This window comes from Vibrio sp. TMPB1044 (assembly GCF_030442075.1).
Taxonomy (GTDB): domain Bacteria; phylum Pseudomonadota; class Gammaproteobacteria; order Enterobacterales; family Vibrionaceae; genus Vibrio; species Vibrio satsumensis.
In genome coordinates this window covers 123518-140959 of record NZ_JAUJED010000025.1, presented here as the reverse complement: position 1 = coordinate 140959, position 17442 = coordinate 123518, and the positions used below count along the sequence as shown (strand labels likewise).

The 17442-nt window shown below is 46.0% G+C and carries 14 protein-coding genes and 1 pseudogene; 8 read left to right on the top strand and 7 right to left on the bottom strand.

Features of this window, described 5'->3' with window-relative positions:
• Positions 1-86: 86 nt before the first annotated feature.
• The 4 genes from QQ041_RS18705 to uraH all read right to left on the bottom strand — a co-directional run bounded on the left by QQ041_RS18705 (position 87) and on the right by uraH (position 5225).
• A complete protein-coding gene (locus QQ041_RS18705; RefSeq protein WP_285954769.1) occupies positions 87-1448 on the bottom strand; it encodes an 8-oxoguanine deaminase in 1362 nt (453 codons plus the stop codon).
• A 159-nt stretch (positions 1449-1607) separates the two neighbouring features.
• Positions 1608-3059 (bottom strand): nucleobase:cation symporter-2 family protein, encoded by a 1452-nt coding sequence (locus QQ041_RS18700; protein WP_285954768.1) that lies wholly within the window; start codon positions 3057-3059, stop codon positions 1608-1610.
• A gap of 221 nt (positions 3060-3280) precedes the next feature.
• Positions 3281-4624, bottom strand: coding sequence for an NCS2 family permease (locus QQ041_RS18695; RefSeq protein ID WP_285954767.1), 1344 nt, complete (start codon positions 4622-4624; stop codon positions 3281-3283).
• A gap of 247 nt (positions 4625-4871) precedes the next feature.
• Positions 4872-5225, bottom strand: a complete 354-nt coding sequence (gene uraH / locus QQ041_RS18690) for a hydroxyisourate hydrolase (RefSeq protein ID WP_004732855.1) — start codon at positions 5223-5225, stop codon at positions 4872-4874.
• Positions 5226-5636: 411 nt separating this feature from the next.
• Between uraH and puuE the strand changes: the two genes are divergently transcribed.
• The 8 genes and pseudogenes from puuE to QQ041_RS18650 all read left to right on the top strand — a co-directional run bounded on the left by puuE (position 5637) and on the right by QQ041_RS18650 (position 13982).
• Positions 5637-6557: an allantoinase PuuE gene (gene puuE, locus QQ041_RS18685; RefSeq protein ID WP_210473430.1), complete on the top strand. Its 921-nt coding sequence runs from the start codon at positions 5637-5639 to the stop codon at positions 6555-6557.
• A 23-nt stretch (positions 6558-6580) separates the two neighbouring features.
• Positions 6581-7096: a 2-oxo-4-hydroxy-4-carboxy-5-ureidoimidazoline decarboxylase gene (gene uraD, locus QQ041_RS18680; RefSeq protein WP_285954766.1), complete on the top strand. Its 516-nt coding sequence runs from the start codon at positions 6581-6583 to the stop codon at positions 7094-7096.
• Positions 7097-7219: 123 nt separating this feature from the next.
• A complete protein-coding gene (gene alc, locus QQ041_RS18675) occupies positions 7220-8206 on the top strand; it encodes an allantoicase (protein ID WP_285954765.1) in 987 nt (328 codons plus the stop codon).
• Positions 8207-8220: 14 nt separating this feature from the next.
• On the top strand, positions 8221-8781 hold the full coding sequence (locus QQ041_RS18670; RefSeq protein WP_146490274.1) for an ureidoglycolate lyase: 561 nt from the start codon (positions 8221-8223) through the stop codon (positions 8779-8781).
• 14 nt (positions 8782-8795) lie between these two features.
• The gene (locus QQ041_RS18665) at positions 8796-10115 is read left to right on the top strand and encodes a urate hydroxylase PuuD (RefSeq protein WP_104215200.1); all 1320 of its coding nucleotides are present in this window, start codon (positions 8796-8798) and stop codon (positions 10113-10115) included.
• Between the two features lie 298 nt (positions 10116-10413).
• Positions 10414-12909 (top strand): bifunctional diguanylate cyclase/phosphodiesterase, encoded by a 2496-nt coding sequence (locus QQ041_RS18660; protein WP_285954764.1) that lies wholly within the window; start codon positions 10414-10416, stop codon positions 12907-12909.
• A gap of 69 nt (positions 12910-12978) precedes the next feature.
• Positions 12979-13190 (top strand): annotated as a pseudogene (locus tag QQ041_RS18655) (hypothetical protein); the annotation flags it as partial.
• Positions 13191-13457: 267 nt separating this feature from the next.
• Positions 13458-13982 carry a hypothetical protein gene (locus QQ041_RS18650; protein WP_285954763.1) on the top strand — a complete coding sequence of 175 codons (525 nt, stop codon included), beginning with the start codon at positions 13458-13460 and terminating at the stop codon, positions 13980-13982.
• Here QQ041_RS18650 and QQ041_RS18645 read toward each other — a convergent pair.
• From QQ041_RS18645 to xdhC, 3 genes are all read right to left on the bottom strand, one after another.
• Positions 13979-14860, bottom strand: a complete 882-nt coding sequence (locus QQ041_RS18645) for an AEC family transporter (RefSeq protein ID WP_239718505.1) — start codon at positions 14858-14860, stop codon at positions 13979-13981. The two genes, QQ041_RS18650 and QQ041_RS18645, sit on opposite strands and share 4 nt — an antisense overlap.
• Positions 14861-15124: 264 nt before the next feature.
• A complete protein-coding gene (guaD, locus tag QQ041_RS18640; protein WP_285954762.1) occupies positions 15125-16459 on the bottom strand; it encodes a guanine deaminase in 1335 nt (444 codons plus the stop codon).
• A 59-nt stretch (positions 16460-16518) separates the two neighbouring features.
• The gene (xdhC, locus tag QQ041_RS18635) at positions 16519-17400 is read right to left on the bottom strand and encodes a xanthine dehydrogenase accessory protein XdhC (protein WP_285954761.1); all 882 of its coding nucleotides are present in this window, start codon (positions 17398-17400) and stop codon (positions 16519-16521) included.
• Between the last annotated feature and the right edge of the window lie 42 nt (positions 17401-17442).

The following is a 17442-nucleotide window of genomic DNA, read 5'->3' as shown; positions in this document are numbered from 1 at the left end:
AAACCTGATTCTAAAAATCGAATAAAAATAACAAGGCCGACATTACGTCGGCCTTGTTATTTTCGTGTTACTTAGATAACACATACCTAGTTATTCATCGCCAGCTTACCTAACTTCATGGCTGCCGCATGGTGGCGGTGCATCAGTTGCTCCATGTCTACGCCAATCACAGCGCCATCGTTAACTCGCCACTTGCCGGCAACCATCACTTTATCTGCTTGTTGAGCACCACAAAGCAATAGTGCAGCGAGTGGGTCGTGGCTGCCAGAGAAGCGAATGTCATCAAGCTTGAACATCGCGATGTCGGCTTGTTTGCCGACCTCTAGCGTGCCAATGTCGGTTCTGCCCATCGCTCGTGCAGAGCCTGACGTTGCCCAGCGCAGTGCGTCGAAGTGTGAAACATTAGCCGAACCATATTGCAGGCGTTGTAGATACATCGCCATGCGAACTTCGGCAATCATATTGGAGCCGTCATTCGAAGCCGATCCATCCACACCAAGCCCCACTTTCACGCCAGCGGCTTCGAGGTCGTTGTTCTTACAAATACCAGAAGCCAACATCATGTTGGACGTCGGGCAGTGGCTGATACCAATTCCTGCTTTACCCAAGCGCTTGATCTCTTCTGGGTTGAAGTGAATACCATGAGCAAGCCAAGTACGGTCGTTGAGCCAGCCGACATCTTCTAGGTAATCCACAGGGCGCAGGCCAAACTTCTCAATACAGAAGTCTTCTTCATCCAGTGTTTCACATAAGTGCGTGTGCATCATTACGTTCTCACGCTCACTTATCTTAGCGGTTTCTTTCATTAGATCGGTGGTGACAGAGAACGGCGAACAAGGCGCGAGTGCGATTTGAATCATCGCCCCTTCATCACGCTGGTGGTAATCGCGAATCAAGCGTTGGCTGTCATCAATGATGGTCTGCTCGGTTTGAATGGTGTGTCTTGGAGGTAGCCCACCTTCATCTTCCCCTAGGCTCATAGAACCGCGAGTGAAAATTGCTCTTACACCCAGCTTCTCGGCCGCCTCGACTTGTAAATCAATAGCGTGCTCAAGCCCGCTTGGTAATAAGTAATGGTGATCGGAAGCTGTAGTACAACCCGACATCATAAGCTCAACCAGAGCAAGCTCTGTAGCAAGGCTCATCATCTCCGAATCGAGGTTGGCCCAAACCGGGTAGAGGCTTTGTAGCCAATGGAAGAGTTCTTTATTGAGTGCGCCGGGGTAGGCACGCGTTAGGGTTTGGTAGAAGTGGTGGTGCGCATTGATAAGCCCAGGAGTCACAACATGACGAGAGGCATCGACGCTGTAATCTACCGGTAAGGTTGGTTCTTTGTGTTTACCAACCAGTTCAATGACTTTATTACCTTTTATGACAATACCACCTTCTGCATCGGCATTTGAGCCAGTGTAGATTGCGAGAGGATTCTTAATCCAGATGGTTTCCATTCATAGTAGTCCTTAGCCATCTCAGCCTTTTCAGGGAAGAGGGTCTTTATTGGTATTTGTAGTGAAAGATAAATTCGAATCAAGGGCGATGAAACAATTAGTTTTCTAGTTACGCCCGTGATTCTACGGAAATTGGTTTTACGCTCGTTAGCGGTTCATCTAGTTCGTTTTTGGCTCAGGGTTATCTGATGCCGTTTGAACGTCAGTTTCTGTTGTTGCTTGTTGAATTTCTAATTGCTCGTTTGAGTGTAGTTCTTCTTCAGCCTGTTCTTTCATTTCTAGCTCAACTTGCGCTTGGCTCTCGGCCAACGCTTCTTGCTCTTCTGCTCGTGAAGATTTCGGTAACACAAGGTTTAGCAGCACGGTCATGATAGTACCGGTCGTGATGCCAGAGTGAAGAAAGTTCGCTAGGTCATGAGGTAAATGTTGAAGTAATCTCGGTTCGAAGGTAACAGCTAAACCAGACGCCAAACCAACACAGATTACCAAAGCGTTACGTTTGGTGTCTGCGGCTTTGATCAACATGCGGATACCCGCGTAGGCAATCATTCCGAACATCACGAAACCCACACCACCCAAAACAGGTTTAGGAATGGTGACGGCAATAGCGGCTAATTTCGGGAATAAACCGCCTAAAATCAGTAAACCACCGGTTGCTGCTACGACATAGCGACTTGCGACACCTGTGATACCAACAATACCGACGTTTTGACTGAATGACGCCAATGGCATCGCTGTTAAAATTGAAGATAAGGTACTACCAAGGCCATCGCCTAGCAGCCCACGTTTTAGATCTTTACCGCTGACTTGGGTTTGACAGTTGTTGCCCAATGCCATGAAGTCACCCGTTGCTTCCGCGATAACCACGATGTACACCAAGCTCATACTGATGATGGCGCTAGCAGAAAAGGTAAAGCCATACTTGAAGGGTTCAGGTCCGCCAACCCAAGCTGCAGAGCTGATTTGCTCAAGGTCGACCATGCCGAGCGATAGCGCAACGATGTAACCTCCCGCTAAACCAATCACGATAGCTGAAGCGGCAACCGCGCCTTTACAGTAAACCGATACACCAACCACAATCCCCAAAGAGACCAGAGCTAGAAACAGTTTAGGTAGCGTGGCGAATTGTTCTGTATTGGCAGGAGAGTCTCCGACCCAGTTCATGGCAACCGGTAAAATGGTTAAGCCGATTAGGGTAACCACCACACCACTTACCACGGTTGGGAACAGCTTTCGAACTTTGTCCATATAGAAGCTGGCACCAATTACGACAAACGAGCCGATAAGCGCCGAGCCCATGATCGCGGCGACACCACCTTCGTTACCGATTGAGATAGCGACACCTAAAAAGGCAAAGCTCGACCCCATAACCACGGGCAGTCGAATGCCAACAGGGCCAAAGCCAAGACATTGAGCGACGGTCACAATACCGGATGCCAATAGCGCTGCATTGATCAGTGAGACGATCTCTGTGTTGGGTAGGCCAATGGAAGCGCCGACAATAAGGGGAACAGCGACAATGCCACCAATCGAGGCGAGCATGTGCTGCAATGCGAGTAGGAAGGTTAAGCCGTGAGGCGGTCTTTCATTTAGGGTGTACAGAAGTTTCATTTGATATTCCTCTGCCTGCGTTTCCGTTTACAGGCGATTGGCGGTCAAATAATGACTTCTACAAACTGCGTAGGGTCATAAAAAAGTGCATTAAAGGGACGGAATGCATCTGCGTTCCGCGTATTAATACAATTAGCTTTCTTAGCAATTTTGTCGGTAGCTTGTGTGTTAGTAACTTGGCTCATGAATGAGCCAAGCAATAAATCATGTTGCTGTATTGATTATCCGATGAACACCAGCTTGGCAACGAAGATAGCCGCTAAGAAGTACATCGAAATCGAGACGTCTTTTGTTTTACCTGTCGCCAATTTCAGCACTGTGTAGGTAATGAAACCCAGTGCGATACCATTCGCGATAGAGAAGGTCAGAGGCATCATTAACGCTGTAATGGCTGCGGGAGCACCGTTGGTGAAGTCTTTCCAATCCACGTGTTGCATGCTGCTCATCATTACGAACGCTACGTAAATCAGCGCGCCAGAGGTTGCGTAAGCGGGGATCATGCCTGCAAGTGGCGATAGAAAAATCGCCGCTAAGAACAACACGCCAACCACAATTGCCGATAGGCCAGTTCGTGCGCCCGCTGCAACGCCCGCTGCACTTTCTACATAACTGGTTACTGGCGGACAACCCACACAAGCACCTGCCACACTTGAGATACTGTCGGCTTTCAGCGCTTTGCTCAGACCTTCGATCTTGCCTGTCTCAGGGTTCGTCAGGTTTGCACGTTCAGCCACGCCCATCAAAGTACCTGCGGTATCGAACATGTTTACAAAAAGGAAAGCCAAGATAACGCTGATCATCGAAACATCAAGCGCACCCATAATGTCCATTTTAAGGAACGTAGGCGCTAAACTTGGTGGAGCAGCGAAAAAGCCGTTGTAATGCACTAAGCCAAGCATCATGCCGACCAGAGTCACACTCAAAATTCCGATTAACACGGCACCAAATATTTTACGCTCACTGAGTACCGCGATGATCAAGAAGGCGATAGCGGCCAGTAGAGCTTCAGGTTTAGTAAAATCCCCTAAAGAAACCAAAGTTGCTGGGTTTTCGACGACGATGCCCGCTGTTTTAAGGCCAATTAGACCTAAGAATAGGCCAACACCCGCTGTCATAGCATAGCGCAGACTCACCGGAATACTTTCGATTATCCATTGGCGAACCTTGTAGAAGCTCATTCCGACGAACAAGATACCGGAGATAAACACCGCACCCAGTGCGACTTCCCAGCTGTAACCCATTTCGCTTACTACCGTGAACGAGAAGAAGGCGTTTAAGCCCATGCCCGGTGCAAGGCCAACAGGCCAATTGGCAAATAGTCCCATTAACAAACAACCGATCGCGGCACCAATACAGGTTGCGACGAATACCGCCCCTGCATCCATGCCCGATGCGGCCATTATTTGTGGGTTAACGAAGATAATGTAAGCCATAGTGGCGAAGGTAGTCACACCCCCCATTAATTCATCTTTCACGCTGCTTCCGTGGGCCTTAATTTTAAAGAGTTTCTCTAAAATTCCGTTATTCGCGTCTTGGTTGAGTATTTCTGTTTTACTCTCACTCATGTCAGCAAGTCCTTTTATGTTGTGATCCATTTATTGAATACAGCGAGATTTCAATATTAAGTTTTAAGGTTTTTTCCTAGCCGTTATTTCTTTAGTTATCTGTTGTTTAGTCATCAACTCTCTAACTAATAACGTTGTTAGTATTTTTATATGAGCGTGTTTAGTGAGTGCACACCCTTTGGGATGTGCACGTGAATCTGTTTATTATTCGACGGTTGAGCCTAGTTCGAAGTGCTAGGTCACGGGACTAACTGCCCCGATAGGTTGAGAAACTGTAAGGCGAGACGAGAAGAGGAACGTGATAATGCGCTTCTGGATCATCTAGACCAAAACGAATGACCACATCGTCTAGGAAAGGTACGCCATCCAATTCCACACCTTTGCTTTTGTAATAATCCGCAACGTAGAACACCAATTGATATTTCCCCGGCCGGAAATCATTCCCTGCCAGAATCGGCGCATCGGTTCGGCCATCGGAGTTGGTGATCACCGTCGCCAGCTTTTCTGTTGAGTCTTCATTGACCTTATAAAGCTCTACCTTGATCTCTGCACCTGGTAAGCCGTGCGTGGTGTCTAATACGTGTGTTGTTAATCTTCCCATAGTCCTTTAATAGCGCTTTTGGCGCTCCTCTGTTCCGTGGTTTATCTGTCTGTTTCGACCTTGCAAAGAATGCAACTGGTCACTTTGTTATCACTAACTATGTACGAACTGTACACAATTAGTAAAGCGAATTGTTGGGGAAATGTTAACCATTGTGTCGTTTTTTCTGACTTTATAGATCTTGATTACCGTTTTTTGGTGAGTTTTGTTTTTCTTAAGTTGTTGTTTTTAATTGGTAATGGTGCGTTAATTTAACTTGAATAACAAAATCTTTACATTGAGATAAATAATTGTATACAATAAATGTACAGGGGTAAGGTTGCTCTGTTTATCGAGAATCCATTTGGTTGAATCATTTGGTGACTCACTTAAAGAGCGGCTAAGCCAACCACTTATGTTAGGAGTACTTGGATGAATAAGGATTATTCAAGAAATTTGATCGGTTACGGAGCTAACCCTCCAAACCCTCAATGGCCAGGTAATGCGCGCGTCGCGGTTTCTTTTGTATTGAACTATGAAGAGGGCGGTGAGCGTTGTTTGTTACATGGAGACGACGAGTCTGAAGCCTTTCTTTCAGAGATCCCGTCAGCACAACCGATCAAAGGCGAACGTCACATCAGCATGGAATCCATCTATGAATATGGCAGCCGTGCGGGTGTATGGCGTGTTCTTCGCTTGTTCGATGAATATGAAATCCCACTGACCGTATTTGCCGTCGCTATGGCCATTGAACGTCATCCGGACGTTGCCAAAGCCATGGTCGAAGCGGGGCACGAAATCTGTAGCCACGGCTACCGCTGGATAGACTATCAATACATTGATGAGTCTGAAGAGCGTGATCACATGACCAAAGCGATTGAGATCATCCAGCAAGTGACTGGGCAACGCCCACAAGGCTGGTACACAGGCCGAACGGGCCCAAATACTCGTCGCTTGGTTGCAGAAGAAGGCGGCTTTCTTTATGACTCAGATGCCTACGATGATGACCTGCCTTATTGGCATACCGAAACGGGTCACCCTCAATTGGTGATCCCTTACACACTCGATGTGAACGACATGCGTTTTTCTACCGCGCAAGGTTTCAACTCAGGTGAACAGTTCTTCCAGTATCTAAAAGACACTTTTGACACCCTTTATATGGAAGGCGAAACCGCACCGAAAATGATGTCGGTTGGGTTGCACTGTCGGCTGATTGGTCGCCCTGGTCGTATTGCTGCGTTAAGACGTTTCCTAGATTACGTTAAACAGCACGACAGCGTGTGGCTATGTCGTCGAATCGATATCGCGAACCACTGGCACCAACATCACCCATACAACGGACAACAAAATTAGAACGAACAGCAAGGAGGCTTAACGTGACTGAATTTCGATCTTGCCAACCAACAACCATGAGCCGCGATACCTTTATCGCGCACTTTGCTGATGTTTACGAACACAGCCCATGGGTTGCTGAAGCGGTGTATGACCTAGGTTTGAATGCCGAAGATGATCATATTGAGAATCTTCATCTAAAAATGGCATCGACCTTGTTAAATGCCGATCAAGGCAAACAGTTGGCTTTGATCAACGCTCACCCGGATTTAGCCGGCCGAGCAGCAGTAAACGGCGAACTCACAGAGTCGTCGACCAAAGAACAAGCGGGGGCGGGCATTGACCAGTGCAGCGCCGAAGAATTTGAAAAATTCACTTCTTACAACAACAGCTACAAAAGTCGCTTCAATTTCCCTTTTATCATGGCGGTGAAGGGAGCCAATCGTTACCAAATTCTTGAGTCGTTCGAGATGCGATTAGGAAATGATAGTGAAACTGAGTTTGCTACGGCGATTCAAGAGATCAACAAGATCGCGATGTTTCGTCTCTGGGATATGTAAGTTAACGGAGTTAACAGCTATCTCAGCCCAGTCTTAGTGCGCTAAGAGCACGCTTTATAAGCGAATAAGCTACTAAGTTCTCATTTTATTATTACTTGATTAATTGGATAGGATTACACGGACATGACCCAAACATTTGAACAATACATAAACCTTGCAGACGAAAAACTCGGCGCAGAAGCTATCTTCGCAACCGACGATTTTTTCGCAGATAAAAGCCGTCTACTCAGCCACGCAGCGCCCGAGTGGAAAGACGACTTATACGACGACAACGGCAAGTGGATGGACGGCTGGGAAAGCAGACGTAAACGCGGCGAAGGTTACGACTACTGTGTCGTTCGCCTTGGCCTAGCTGGCACCATTGCTGGCGTTGATATTGATACCTCATTCTTCACAGGTAACTTCCCACCTTCGGCATCAATTGACGCGTGTTATTCACCACAAGGTGAGCCAACTGACTCAACAGAGTGGCAAGAAATTCTGCCTTCAATGGCACTACAAGGTGATCATCATCATCTTGAAGACATCGAAAGTGACCAAGTATTTACGCACCTACGTTTGAACATCTACCCAGACGGCGGTGTCGCACGCCTACGTGTTTACGGCCGACCAAGCGTGGATTGGGACGCAATAGATTCTCAGCAACAAGTTGACCTGGCAGCCGTTGAACACGGTGGTCGAGCACTCGCATGTAGCGACGAGCACTATGGCAACAAAGCCAATATCTTAGGCCCAGGCCGCGGCGAAAACATGGGTGACGGTTGGGAAACAGCACGTCGTCGTACACCGGGTAATGACTGGGTTATCGTGGCACTAGGCCATCCAGGTAATATCGAACGTATCGTTGTGGATACTGCCCACTTTAAAGGTAACTACCCAGACAGCTGTTCGATTCAAGCGGCTTACGTGAAAGGCGGTACAGACGATCAAGTAGAAACACAAAGCCTATTCTGGCGTGAACTCTTGCCTGCACAAAAGCTGCAAGCACACGAGATTCATGAATTCATTTCTGAGGTTAACGACGTTGGTGCGATTACCCACGTACGTGCAAACATATTCCCAGATGGTGGTATCAGCCGTTTGCGTCTATTTGGTACGAAAGCGAAATAGGTAAGGAAATGAGTATGAGTAATGGAATACGTCGTTTATCAATCGAACCGTTAACCAAGCAGGCTTTTGCAGAGTTCGGCGATGTTATCGAGTCCGATAATAGTGATTTCTTCATGATCAACAGTGGATCAACACGTCGCTACCACAAGTTAGCGACAACGGATGTGCAAGACCAAGGCGGAGAAGCCATCATCAGTATCTTCCAAGCCACGCCGTTGAGCTACCCACTGACCATCAAAATGTTAGAGCGTCATCCACTTGGCTCTCAGGCATTCATTCCATTACTTGGTCAACCCTATTTAATTGTTGTTGCGCCAAAAGGCGATGATCCAACATTAGCCAATAGCCGAGCTTTCTTGAGCAACGGCCGTCAAGGAGTGAACTATCACAAAGGGGTGTGGCACCACCCAGTTCTCGCCCTAACCGATCAAGACCAGTTCTTGATCGTCGATAGAGGCGGCGAAGGACACAACTGTGATGAAGTTTATTTCGACAACGATCGAGTGGCATTGCATTTGGACGATCTGCCTACGGACGACAATAAGGAAGAGCAACGCTTAGCTAAAGCGTTGTGATACAGGAGTTTATTATGGATCCGCATATTACAGAGTGGTTGAACTTAGCAATACGCTGGGCTCACATGATTGTTGGTGTTGCGTGGATAGGCGCATCATTTTACTTTGTTTGGTTAGAGAACAACCTTAACCGAGTAAACCCAAAAACGGGCCTTTCTGGCGACTTATGGGCAATTCACGGTGGTGGTATTTATCACCTAGAAAAATACAAATTGGCACCACCAGAGATGCCAGAGCACCTGCACTGGTTCAAATGGGAAGCTTACTTCACGTGGATCACCGGTGTGTGTCTACTGGGTGTGGTTTACTACCTTAACGCTGAGATTTACCTGATTGCACCGGGCTCTGGTCTTGATTCAACCACTGCAATCGCGATTGGTATTGGTTCATTCGTTGCCGGTTGGTTTATCTACGACCTACTGTGTGACTCACCATTAGGTAAAACTCCAGTGCTGCTTGGTGTCGTGCTGTTTGTGCTGCTCGTCGCTGCGACATATGGCCTAACTCAAGTGTTCAGTGGCCGTGGTGCTTACATCCACGTTGGCGCAATTATTGGTACCATCATGGTGGGTAACGTATTCCGCGTTATCATGCCTGCACAGCGTAACTTGGTGAAAGCGATTGAAGAGAAGCGCGAACCGGATCCTGCACTGCCAGCGAAAGGTCTACTGCGTTCTCGTCACAACAACTACATGACACTGCCAGTGCTGTTCATCATGATCAGTAACCACTTCCCAAGTACTTATGGCTCGGAATACAACTGGCTGATTCTTGCTGGGCTAGCGATCTTCAGTATCTTAGTGCGTCACTACTTCAACACGCGTCATGGTAGCCAAAAGTTTGCATGGACAGTACCTGTAGCGGCATTGGGTATGATTACTCTCGCGTTTGTTACCTCACCTTACGCGAAAAAACAGATGACTCCGGTTGTACAAGCGCCAGTGGTTCAAGAAGTGCAAGTAAGCTCGACTGAATCGGCGACAGAAGAGGTTGTTTCGAACGGCACAGCTTCAACTACGGCTAGTTCTCAAGCTGTACTAGCAGACCACGCAATGCAAACTGATAGCGCAGGCGTAAGCTTTGAAACTATCAACAAAGTCATTCAAGAGCGCTGTTCTGTGTGTCACTCATCAACCCCAAGCCATGCCGCTTTTGCTGCGGCGCCAGCCGGTGTGATGTTTGATACCCCAGAAGAGATTAAAGCCAACGTACCAAGGATTGTTGCTCAAACCGTAACAACCAAGGTGATGCCGCTCGGCAACATGACTCAAATGACCGACGAAGAACGCGCACTCATCGGCACATGGGTAGAGCAAGGCGCTACGCTTCAATAATGATGTGAATCCTTTACCTAAGAGCATGAGTCTTAGGTGAGGCTTGGGGAGAGTTTGGTTTCGGGCACGCGCCAAACTCATCCCACCCTGTTTCCCCGGTTCCTATAACCGGGGCTTTTTGTTTTTGGCTGCATAAGGGGCTATGTTGTATGTGAACAGGCTTCTTGTTAAATATGTCTATTAATCCAGCGAAAAGTGAGAACTACAACAACAAATGTATCAACCTGACTAAGGACTAATAGCTAGGCACCAATGATTATATTATCATTCGCTAAACTAATACTTTTCTGGATGCGTAATGGAGCACTTATTACAAGGGTTGCTTAAGGCCAAGTCGAGCTCTGAATTATTCTATAGTTCGTTAAACTTGATATATAAAAAATACAAACCTAATCATTGCTTTATTGCTGATACTAATCGCGACGACTCCATTGCCTATACTAATTGCTACTTGCAAGAGGGGAGGTTAGTAGAAAACTTTTCGTACCCTTTACTAGAGACACCTTGTGACATTGCGTTAAAAGGCTTAAGTAATTACTGCTTTTACTCCTCTGATATCCAAAAGAAATTCCCTAAAGATATTGCACTAGAAGTGTTGTGTGCTCAAGCATATATAGGTTTACCATTAACTGCTCGTAATGGCGAAAGAGTGGGTTTGGTTGTCATGCTTTATGATAGAGCTATGCCGAATCTAGAGTTGGATAATCAGCTGATCGAACAATTGGGATACATCCTTGGACAGGAGCTATACCAAAACAAACTTAACCAAAATAATCAAAGGCTTATAAGACAGTTTGAGCACGTTGAGTCATTGAGTGATTTGGGTTTTTTCCAATGGGATATTCAAAGGCAAACTTTTGAGTTTAGCCCCAATTTTTGGAGAGTTCTTGCTGTAGACCCATATCAATTACCATCACTCGAGTTCCTGTTTTCGACCTATATTTTCACGGATTCTGAAAGAGCCTCTGAATATATAGCAACAGTACTATCTAACCTAGATAACCCATCAGTAGCGATCGTGAGTAAAGATGAATCGCCAGTGAATAAGCACCTTAAGCTAATTTGTCACAATAACTTTGATGAGCAAGGTGTACTTACCAGTATCGAGTGGGTCATACAGAATATTACTTTGCATCAAGAGCTTACGCATGAGTTTAATATGGCTTGTGAAGCATTGAATCAAAGCAATGATGCGATACTAATTACTGATGCAGAAAATAAAATTGTTCAGCTAAATGATCGTGTTGAAGAACTTACAGGCTATTGTAGAGAAGAGCTGATGGGCAAAAACCCATCCTTGTTTTCTTCTGGTTTACAGGAGCCTGATTTCTACAAGAAAATGTGGGCGGACCTCGAGAGTAATGGACGTTGGGAAGGTGAACTATGGAATAAAACTTGTCATGGAACGATTTTCCCTGAGCGTTTGAGCATTACCACATTGAAGGATGAGAATCGCGCTATATCGCATTATATTGCGGTGTTTAGGGATATCACACGACGAAAGAATAATGAGAAAAAGATTGAACAGTATCAGAAGTATGAGTTTGTTACTGGACTTAAGAACAGACAAATTTTTATTCAAGACATTGAAGACTGGCTACTTAGTGGCGAGAAAATTTCAGTAGCTTTATTTGATATAAAAGGTTTCTCATTGATTAACCAAATACATGGTGATGAGATTGGCGACCAATTGCTCTCTTCGGTTGCAGAGCGGTTAGGTCAAGTCATGGGTGAACAGTGTATAGCAGCATGTCGTTATGGTTCCGACGAGTTTGCTATTGTTATCGATGAAATGCCAATTGAAGATGTACTCAGTTTATGCAAAGACATCCGTCGTGAGCTTCTAGTAAGTTACTCAATCTTAGGGAGGACTATATCCATTGGTTGGAATGTAGGTGTTTCTACCACCTTAAATAATGTCTCTGAAGCCAATCCGATGATGCAGGCGAAACTAGCACTAGAGAAATCAAAAATTCGAGATGGCCAGCCAGTTGTTTATACTTCAGAATTGGAAGATCAATCTGTTCGTAGATTAAAGCTGAAAGTGGCACTGGAAGCCGCAATTAAAGAAAAGCATATTCAAGTTTACTATCAGCCGATTTATCATACCGAGAGTAAGGTGGTCAAAAAGTTCGAGGCATTAGCTCGTTGGAAGCATGGAAATGAATATATTTCCCCTTTTGAGTTTATAGGTATTGCCGAAGAATACGACCTGATTATTCCACTTGGCCGCTGTATTCTGGATCAAGCGTGCGCCGATTTAGTTACACTGCACAACCAAGGTTATACAGATACTGTATTTTCAATTAATCGCTCAATAAAAGAGCTCAATGCAGTAGAGCTTCAGCATAATTCGATTATCGAAGTATTGAATCACTACCAGTTACCAGTGAGTGCAATTGTTGTCGAGATTACCGAGTCGGTATCTCTTGACGATAACCCAATCGCAAAGCAAGTTCTTGATAAATTAAAACAAAGTGGTATTAAGTTGGCTATTGATGATTTTGGTACTGGTTATGCTTCATTTGGAAACTTACTTAGTCAAGAGCTAGATTACCTGAAAATAGATCGCTCGTTTATTAAAGATATTATGCACGATAAAGGTTGTTCTATTCTCACTCAAACCGCGATCAGTCTGGCAGAAAAATTAGATCTAGATGTCATAGCTGAGGGGGTTGAAACTGAGAGTCAATTAACCCTTTTAAAGGGGCTAGGTTGCAAGTTTGTTCAAGGGTACTTTTTGGGCAAACCAGCGCCGTTCCAGGATATCTATCGCCATCTCCCCTCCCTTTAATTGAATGGCAATATTCATTGGGAATTGAACTACATGAAAACGCTAACGCACAATGTTAGCGTCTTCGGTCCAGCTGCCGTATCTAAGGGTGACTTAGATATCTTAGTTGGTGTTGAGTTACGTGAGCTTGAAGATGCTATAGAGTCACTCACAACACTCGCTTTCAAAGGAAACTCGACGCGTTGAGAACACTTGAACTGTGTATGTTGGAACTTATATCCTCAGATGAGTGCCACGAAAATAAGTCGAGTTTTATCCAGCATGTATTGGCTATGAAATAGCGACAAGTTTCAATCGGATATTATTCATCCAAACTCTAACTTTTGGTGCTGTTTTTACTTTCCCCTCACACTCCTTTCAAATATCGAATTTAGTATCAAATTTCTCTTTGTTATACAGGCAAGTCTCTCATTATGAAGAACTTCTTTGATAGCGAACTCATGCTCTCTAGCTCCTTGAATTTCGTTTTGCTATCGCTTGGGCTAACGCTCCTTTTACACCTTCCCATTTGGTGTGGGTTCAACTTGAGCCGACGTAAATGGAAATTGATGGACTATTTGTGGCCATTATTGGCAGGGATCGGGATGCTCGGTGCAGTGTCTGAGATTCGTGCGAAAGTGGCGGGTGATTGGGTTGAAACAGAACAAACCAGAGCGGTGGTGATTCTAGAATCGGTTCAGAAGTTTTCTTTGGATAAGCTGAGAAGTGATATCTGCACAGGTCAACCATCTTTAGATAACCAGGCTCAGCATCATGAAGCGTGTTTGTGGTATTTGAACACCGCAATGACGTTCAAAGATGTTGATTTCACCTTGTTACCCAACGCATCGGATTTTACGGTTCCTGCGCCTAGTGTATCGCTGGTTGAAAGTGATGCGGTGTGGGTGGATGGTATGCTGAGTCAGTATGAGAAGCAGAAAAACCAATACATAAAAACCAGAGAAGCGCAGGTGAAGCAACCGTTAGAAAGTATCTTCTGGTATGTGAGCCCTTACTTAGTCTGCTTTGCAATAGCTCTGCGCCTTACTAAAGTAACGGCAGAGCTTAAACTGGATAAATGCGTAAAAAACTAACTCGACAAAGACAGCGCGAACGACAGCAAGATAGGTAAGGTGACTACACTCAGGAAGTTGCCAAATAGCACCATAGACGCGACCTTGGGTGGCTCGACATTGAAGCGTTCTGCGAACAGGTAGTTCATTACTGCGGGTGGCAGCATGGTGAACAGCACCATCATTTGCAGGTGCAGTGTTGGCAGCGGAATAAAGAAGTAGATGATGGTAAAAGCGATGGCTCCAGTAAACAGCGATTGAGCGGTACACAATAAGCCGACTTTCAACCCGCTTAGCCTCAAGTTGACCATTTGCGAACCCAGTGACAACAGCATGATAGGGACAGCGGCTTGCCCAAGCAGTGACGTTGCTTCGTAGATTGGGTTCCACACCGCAATGCCGGACAAGTTCAGTGTCATCGCCAATGCTGCCGCTAAAAATATCGGCATCTTGAGGATCTGTTTGATTGGGTTGCCTTCGCTTAGTAACGCCAAGCCCACACTGATATGAACACACGCCGACACCACAAACAGCAGTACCGCTGGGGCTAATGCGCTTTCGCCAAAGGTATACGTGAACAGGGGAATCGCGAGGTTGCCACTGTTGCGAAACATGTGTGGTGGAGCCCAAGCTTTGAAGTTGAGCTTAAACAGTTTACAGATCGGAATCATCAACAAAGCTGGCACTAATACCGCGACCAAAGAGGCGGAGATGAGTGGCAACTGTTCGGTGTCGAGCGGCATGGTGGTCAGTGATGCAAACACCAAAGCTGGAATACAAACATCCATATTAATGCGATTGATCGGTTTGAAATCGGGCTTGAGCCAACGACCGACAGCAAAGCCAGCACTGGCGAGTGCAAAAACGGGAAACAGAATGCTGACGACCTGTTCGAACATAGAATTCCTTTCTAAGTGGAGTGTTGGTTCTGTTTTAAACGGAAAACTTCGACCTAATAGCATTTAATCTACTGACACTTAACCTATCAACATAAAGCGTCTTCGTCATGGGTGTTGAGCACACCACGAGTAATAATTTGTATTTCTTTGAATTAAGGACAAAAAAAGACCAGCGGAGTTAACGACTGGTCTTTAAAAGCTAGGGGAATCTGGACGGATTCTTTAACAACAAAGGTTACCTAGCATGTGTTCATTGTTAGCGCGCTAGCTAACGAGTTTTTTGTAATCTTTGAAGTTCACGTCGTAGGCTTTTTCACCGTAGATGTAAGTTTCGCTGACGGTTCTATCGTCACCTAAACTCATTAGCACGAACAGTTTCTCTTCGAGCTTGGTCGCTTGTTCCATTCTAAAGCGCATCAGTTGTGTTGCGTGCAGATCCAACACGACGAAATCTGCTTCTTTACCGACTTCTAGGTTACCGATCTTGTCTTCTAAATGCAGCGAGCGTGCGCCACCCAGAGTTGCTAAGAACAATGATTTAACTGGGTGTAGTTTCTCTTGTTGAAGCTGCATGATTTTGTACGCTTCGCTCATGGTTTGCAGAATAGAGAAGCTGGTACCGGCGCCAACGTCTGTTCCCATCCCAACACGAATGCCGTGCTCTTCCATTTTTGGCAGCTTGAATAAGCCAGAGCCTAAAAACAGGTTTGAAGTAGGGCAGAAGGCGATTGCAGAATCGGTATCCGCTAGGCGTTTGCATTCGCAGTCTGATAGGTGAATACCGTGTGCGAATACCGAACGCTTATGCAGCAAGCCATAGTGGTCATACACATCTAAATAGCTGTCGCGTTCGGGGAACAATTCTAGAACCCAGTCGATCTCTTTCTTGTTTTCAGAAAGGTGGGTGTGCATGTATACGTCTGGATACTCTTCTAATAGCTTACCAACCGTTGCCAATTGTTCTGGGGTACTGGTAGGCGCGAAACGTGGTGTTACTGCGTAGTGCAAGCGGCCACGGTTGTGCCACTTTTCGATGAGTTCTTTTGAATCTTCATAGCCAGATTCTGGCGTGTCGGTGAGGTAATCAGGCGCGTTGCGATCCATCAAAACCTTACCCGCGATCATACGTAGGTTACGTTTTTCAGCTTCTTCGAAGAACACATTGACCGACTCTTTGTGCACGGTGCCGAACACGAGTGCAGTGGTGGTACCGTTGCTTGCTAGTTCGTCTAGGAATAGCTTCGCCACTTTGTGCGCATAGACTGGGTTTTTGAAGCGTTTTTCTTCAGGGAAGGTGTAATTCTCTAACCAATCGAGTAGCTGCTCACCGTAAGATGCGATCATCCCCGTTTGAGGGTAGTGGATGTGCGTATCAATAAAGCCAGAGGTGATCAGCTTATCTTTGTATTCTTTTACTTCGAGTGTATTAGGCTGACGCGCCAATACGTCATCGGCATGGCCTAAATCGACGATGTGGCCGTTCTCAACCACTAAAACACCGTCTTCAAAATAGTCGTAAGACTCATCGATACCGACGTCTTTTGGGTCGGCTACGCTGTGTAAAATACTGGCGCGATAAGCTTTGCGTTGCGTTGTCATGTTTACTTCCTTTTAATGACTTCAGCGACGTGATGGTCACTGAAGCTTTGCGACTTTTATTAGGCGATCTTCTCTTCCAATGGTGGTTCGCCTACATCGCTTGGTTGACTGTGTTGATCGGTCAAATCCTGATTTCGATATTGTTTGGTTGGGCGCTTTTGTTCAAGTGCTTGACCTTGATAGTGTGCGATCAGTTCACCTGCAACCGATACCGCAATTTCGGCAGGATGTTTGCCATTCACCGCGCTAATACCAATCGGGCAAAGCATAGTTTCTATCTGTTCTTGGCTGTAGCCGCGCTGTTCTAAGCGGAAATCGAACTTCTTGCGCTTAGTCAGCGAGCCGATCATGCCGAAGTAACGGCTGTCTTCACGGTCGATGATGGCCTTAGTCAAATCGAAATCAAGCTGGTGGTTGTGGGTCATTACTAGGTAGTAGCTGTTCGGTGGCATGTGTTTAACTTCGCCAACCGGATCGTCGGTGACTAACTTTTTGACACCGTGAGGAAGTGTGTCAGGGAACACTTCTTCACGTTCATCAATCCAGGTCACACGGAAGGGTAGGGTCGCGACAATGTGCAGCAGCGCCTTAGCCACATGGCCGGCGCCGAATAGCACAAGGTGATTCTGCTGAGTGCCAATCGGTTCAAAGCTTAATGTTGCCATTCCGCCACAACATTGGCCTAAACGAGCACCGAGGTTGAAGCGTTCCACTTTGAGCGATTTTTCGCTGGCAATCAGCATTTCGCGCGCCATTTTGGTGGCCACATGTTCAAGGTGACCACCACCAATCGTGGCGATGATTCGGTCACGAGTGACAAGCATCTTGGTTCCCGCATCTCGCGGCACTGAGCCTCTGTCTTCAAGCACTGTCACCATGACACATGGTTCGTAGTTCTCTTCCAGTTTTGCCAGTTCGTGAATCCAATTATCCTTAAACATATGTCCTCCTAAATCCCTTTTATGCTTCCCTAGATGTCTATT

Coding starts and splice junctions, on each gene's coding strand:
- QQ041_RS18695 (WP_285954767.1), bottom strand. CDS start 4,624: ATGAGTGAGAGTAAAACAGAAATACTCAACCAAGACGCGAATAACGGA.
- QQ041_RS18665 (WP_104215200.1), top strand. CDS start 8,796: ATGGATCCGCATATTACAGAGTGGTTGAACTTAGCAATACGCTGGGCT.
- QQ041_RS18700 (WP_285954768.1), bottom strand. CDS start 3,059: ATGAAACTTCTGTACACCCTAAATGAAAGACCGCCTCACGGCTTAACC.
- xdhC (WP_285954761.1), bottom strand. CDS start 17,400: ATGTTTAAGGATAATTGGATTCACGAACTGGCAAAACTGGAAGAGAAC.
- uraH (WP_004732855.1), bottom strand. CDS start 5,225: ATGGGAAGATTAACAACACACGTATTAGACACCACGCACGGCTTACCA.
- QQ041_RS18705 (WP_285954769.1), bottom strand. CDS start 1,448: ATGGAAACCATCTGGATTAAGAATCCTCTCGCAATCTACACTGGCTCA.
- guaD (WP_285954762.1), bottom strand. CDS start 16,459: ATGACAACGCAACGCAAAGCTTATCGCGCCAGTATTTTACACAGCGTA.
- puuE (WP_210473430.1), top strand. CDS start 5,637: ATGAATAAGGATTATTCAAGAAATTTGATCGGTTACGGAGCTAACCCT.
- QQ041_RS18650 (WP_285954763.1), top strand. CDS start 13,458: ATGGACTATTTGTGGCCATTATTGGCAGGGATCGGGATGCTCGGTGCA.
- QQ041_RS18660 (WP_285954764.1), top strand. CDS start 10,414: ATGGAGCACTTATTACAAGGGTTGCTTAAGGCCAAGTCGAGCTCTGAA.
- QQ041_RS18670 (WP_146490274.1), top strand. CDS start 8,221: ATGAGTAATGGAATACGTCGTTTATCAATCGAACCGTTAACCAAGCAG.
- alc (WP_285954765.1), top strand. CDS start 7,220: ATGACCCAAACATTTGAACAATACATAAACCTTGCAGACGAAAAACTC.
- QQ041_RS18645 (WP_239718505.1), bottom strand. CDS start 14,860: ATGTTCGAACAGGTCGTCAGCATTCTGTTTCCCGTTTTTGCACTCGCC.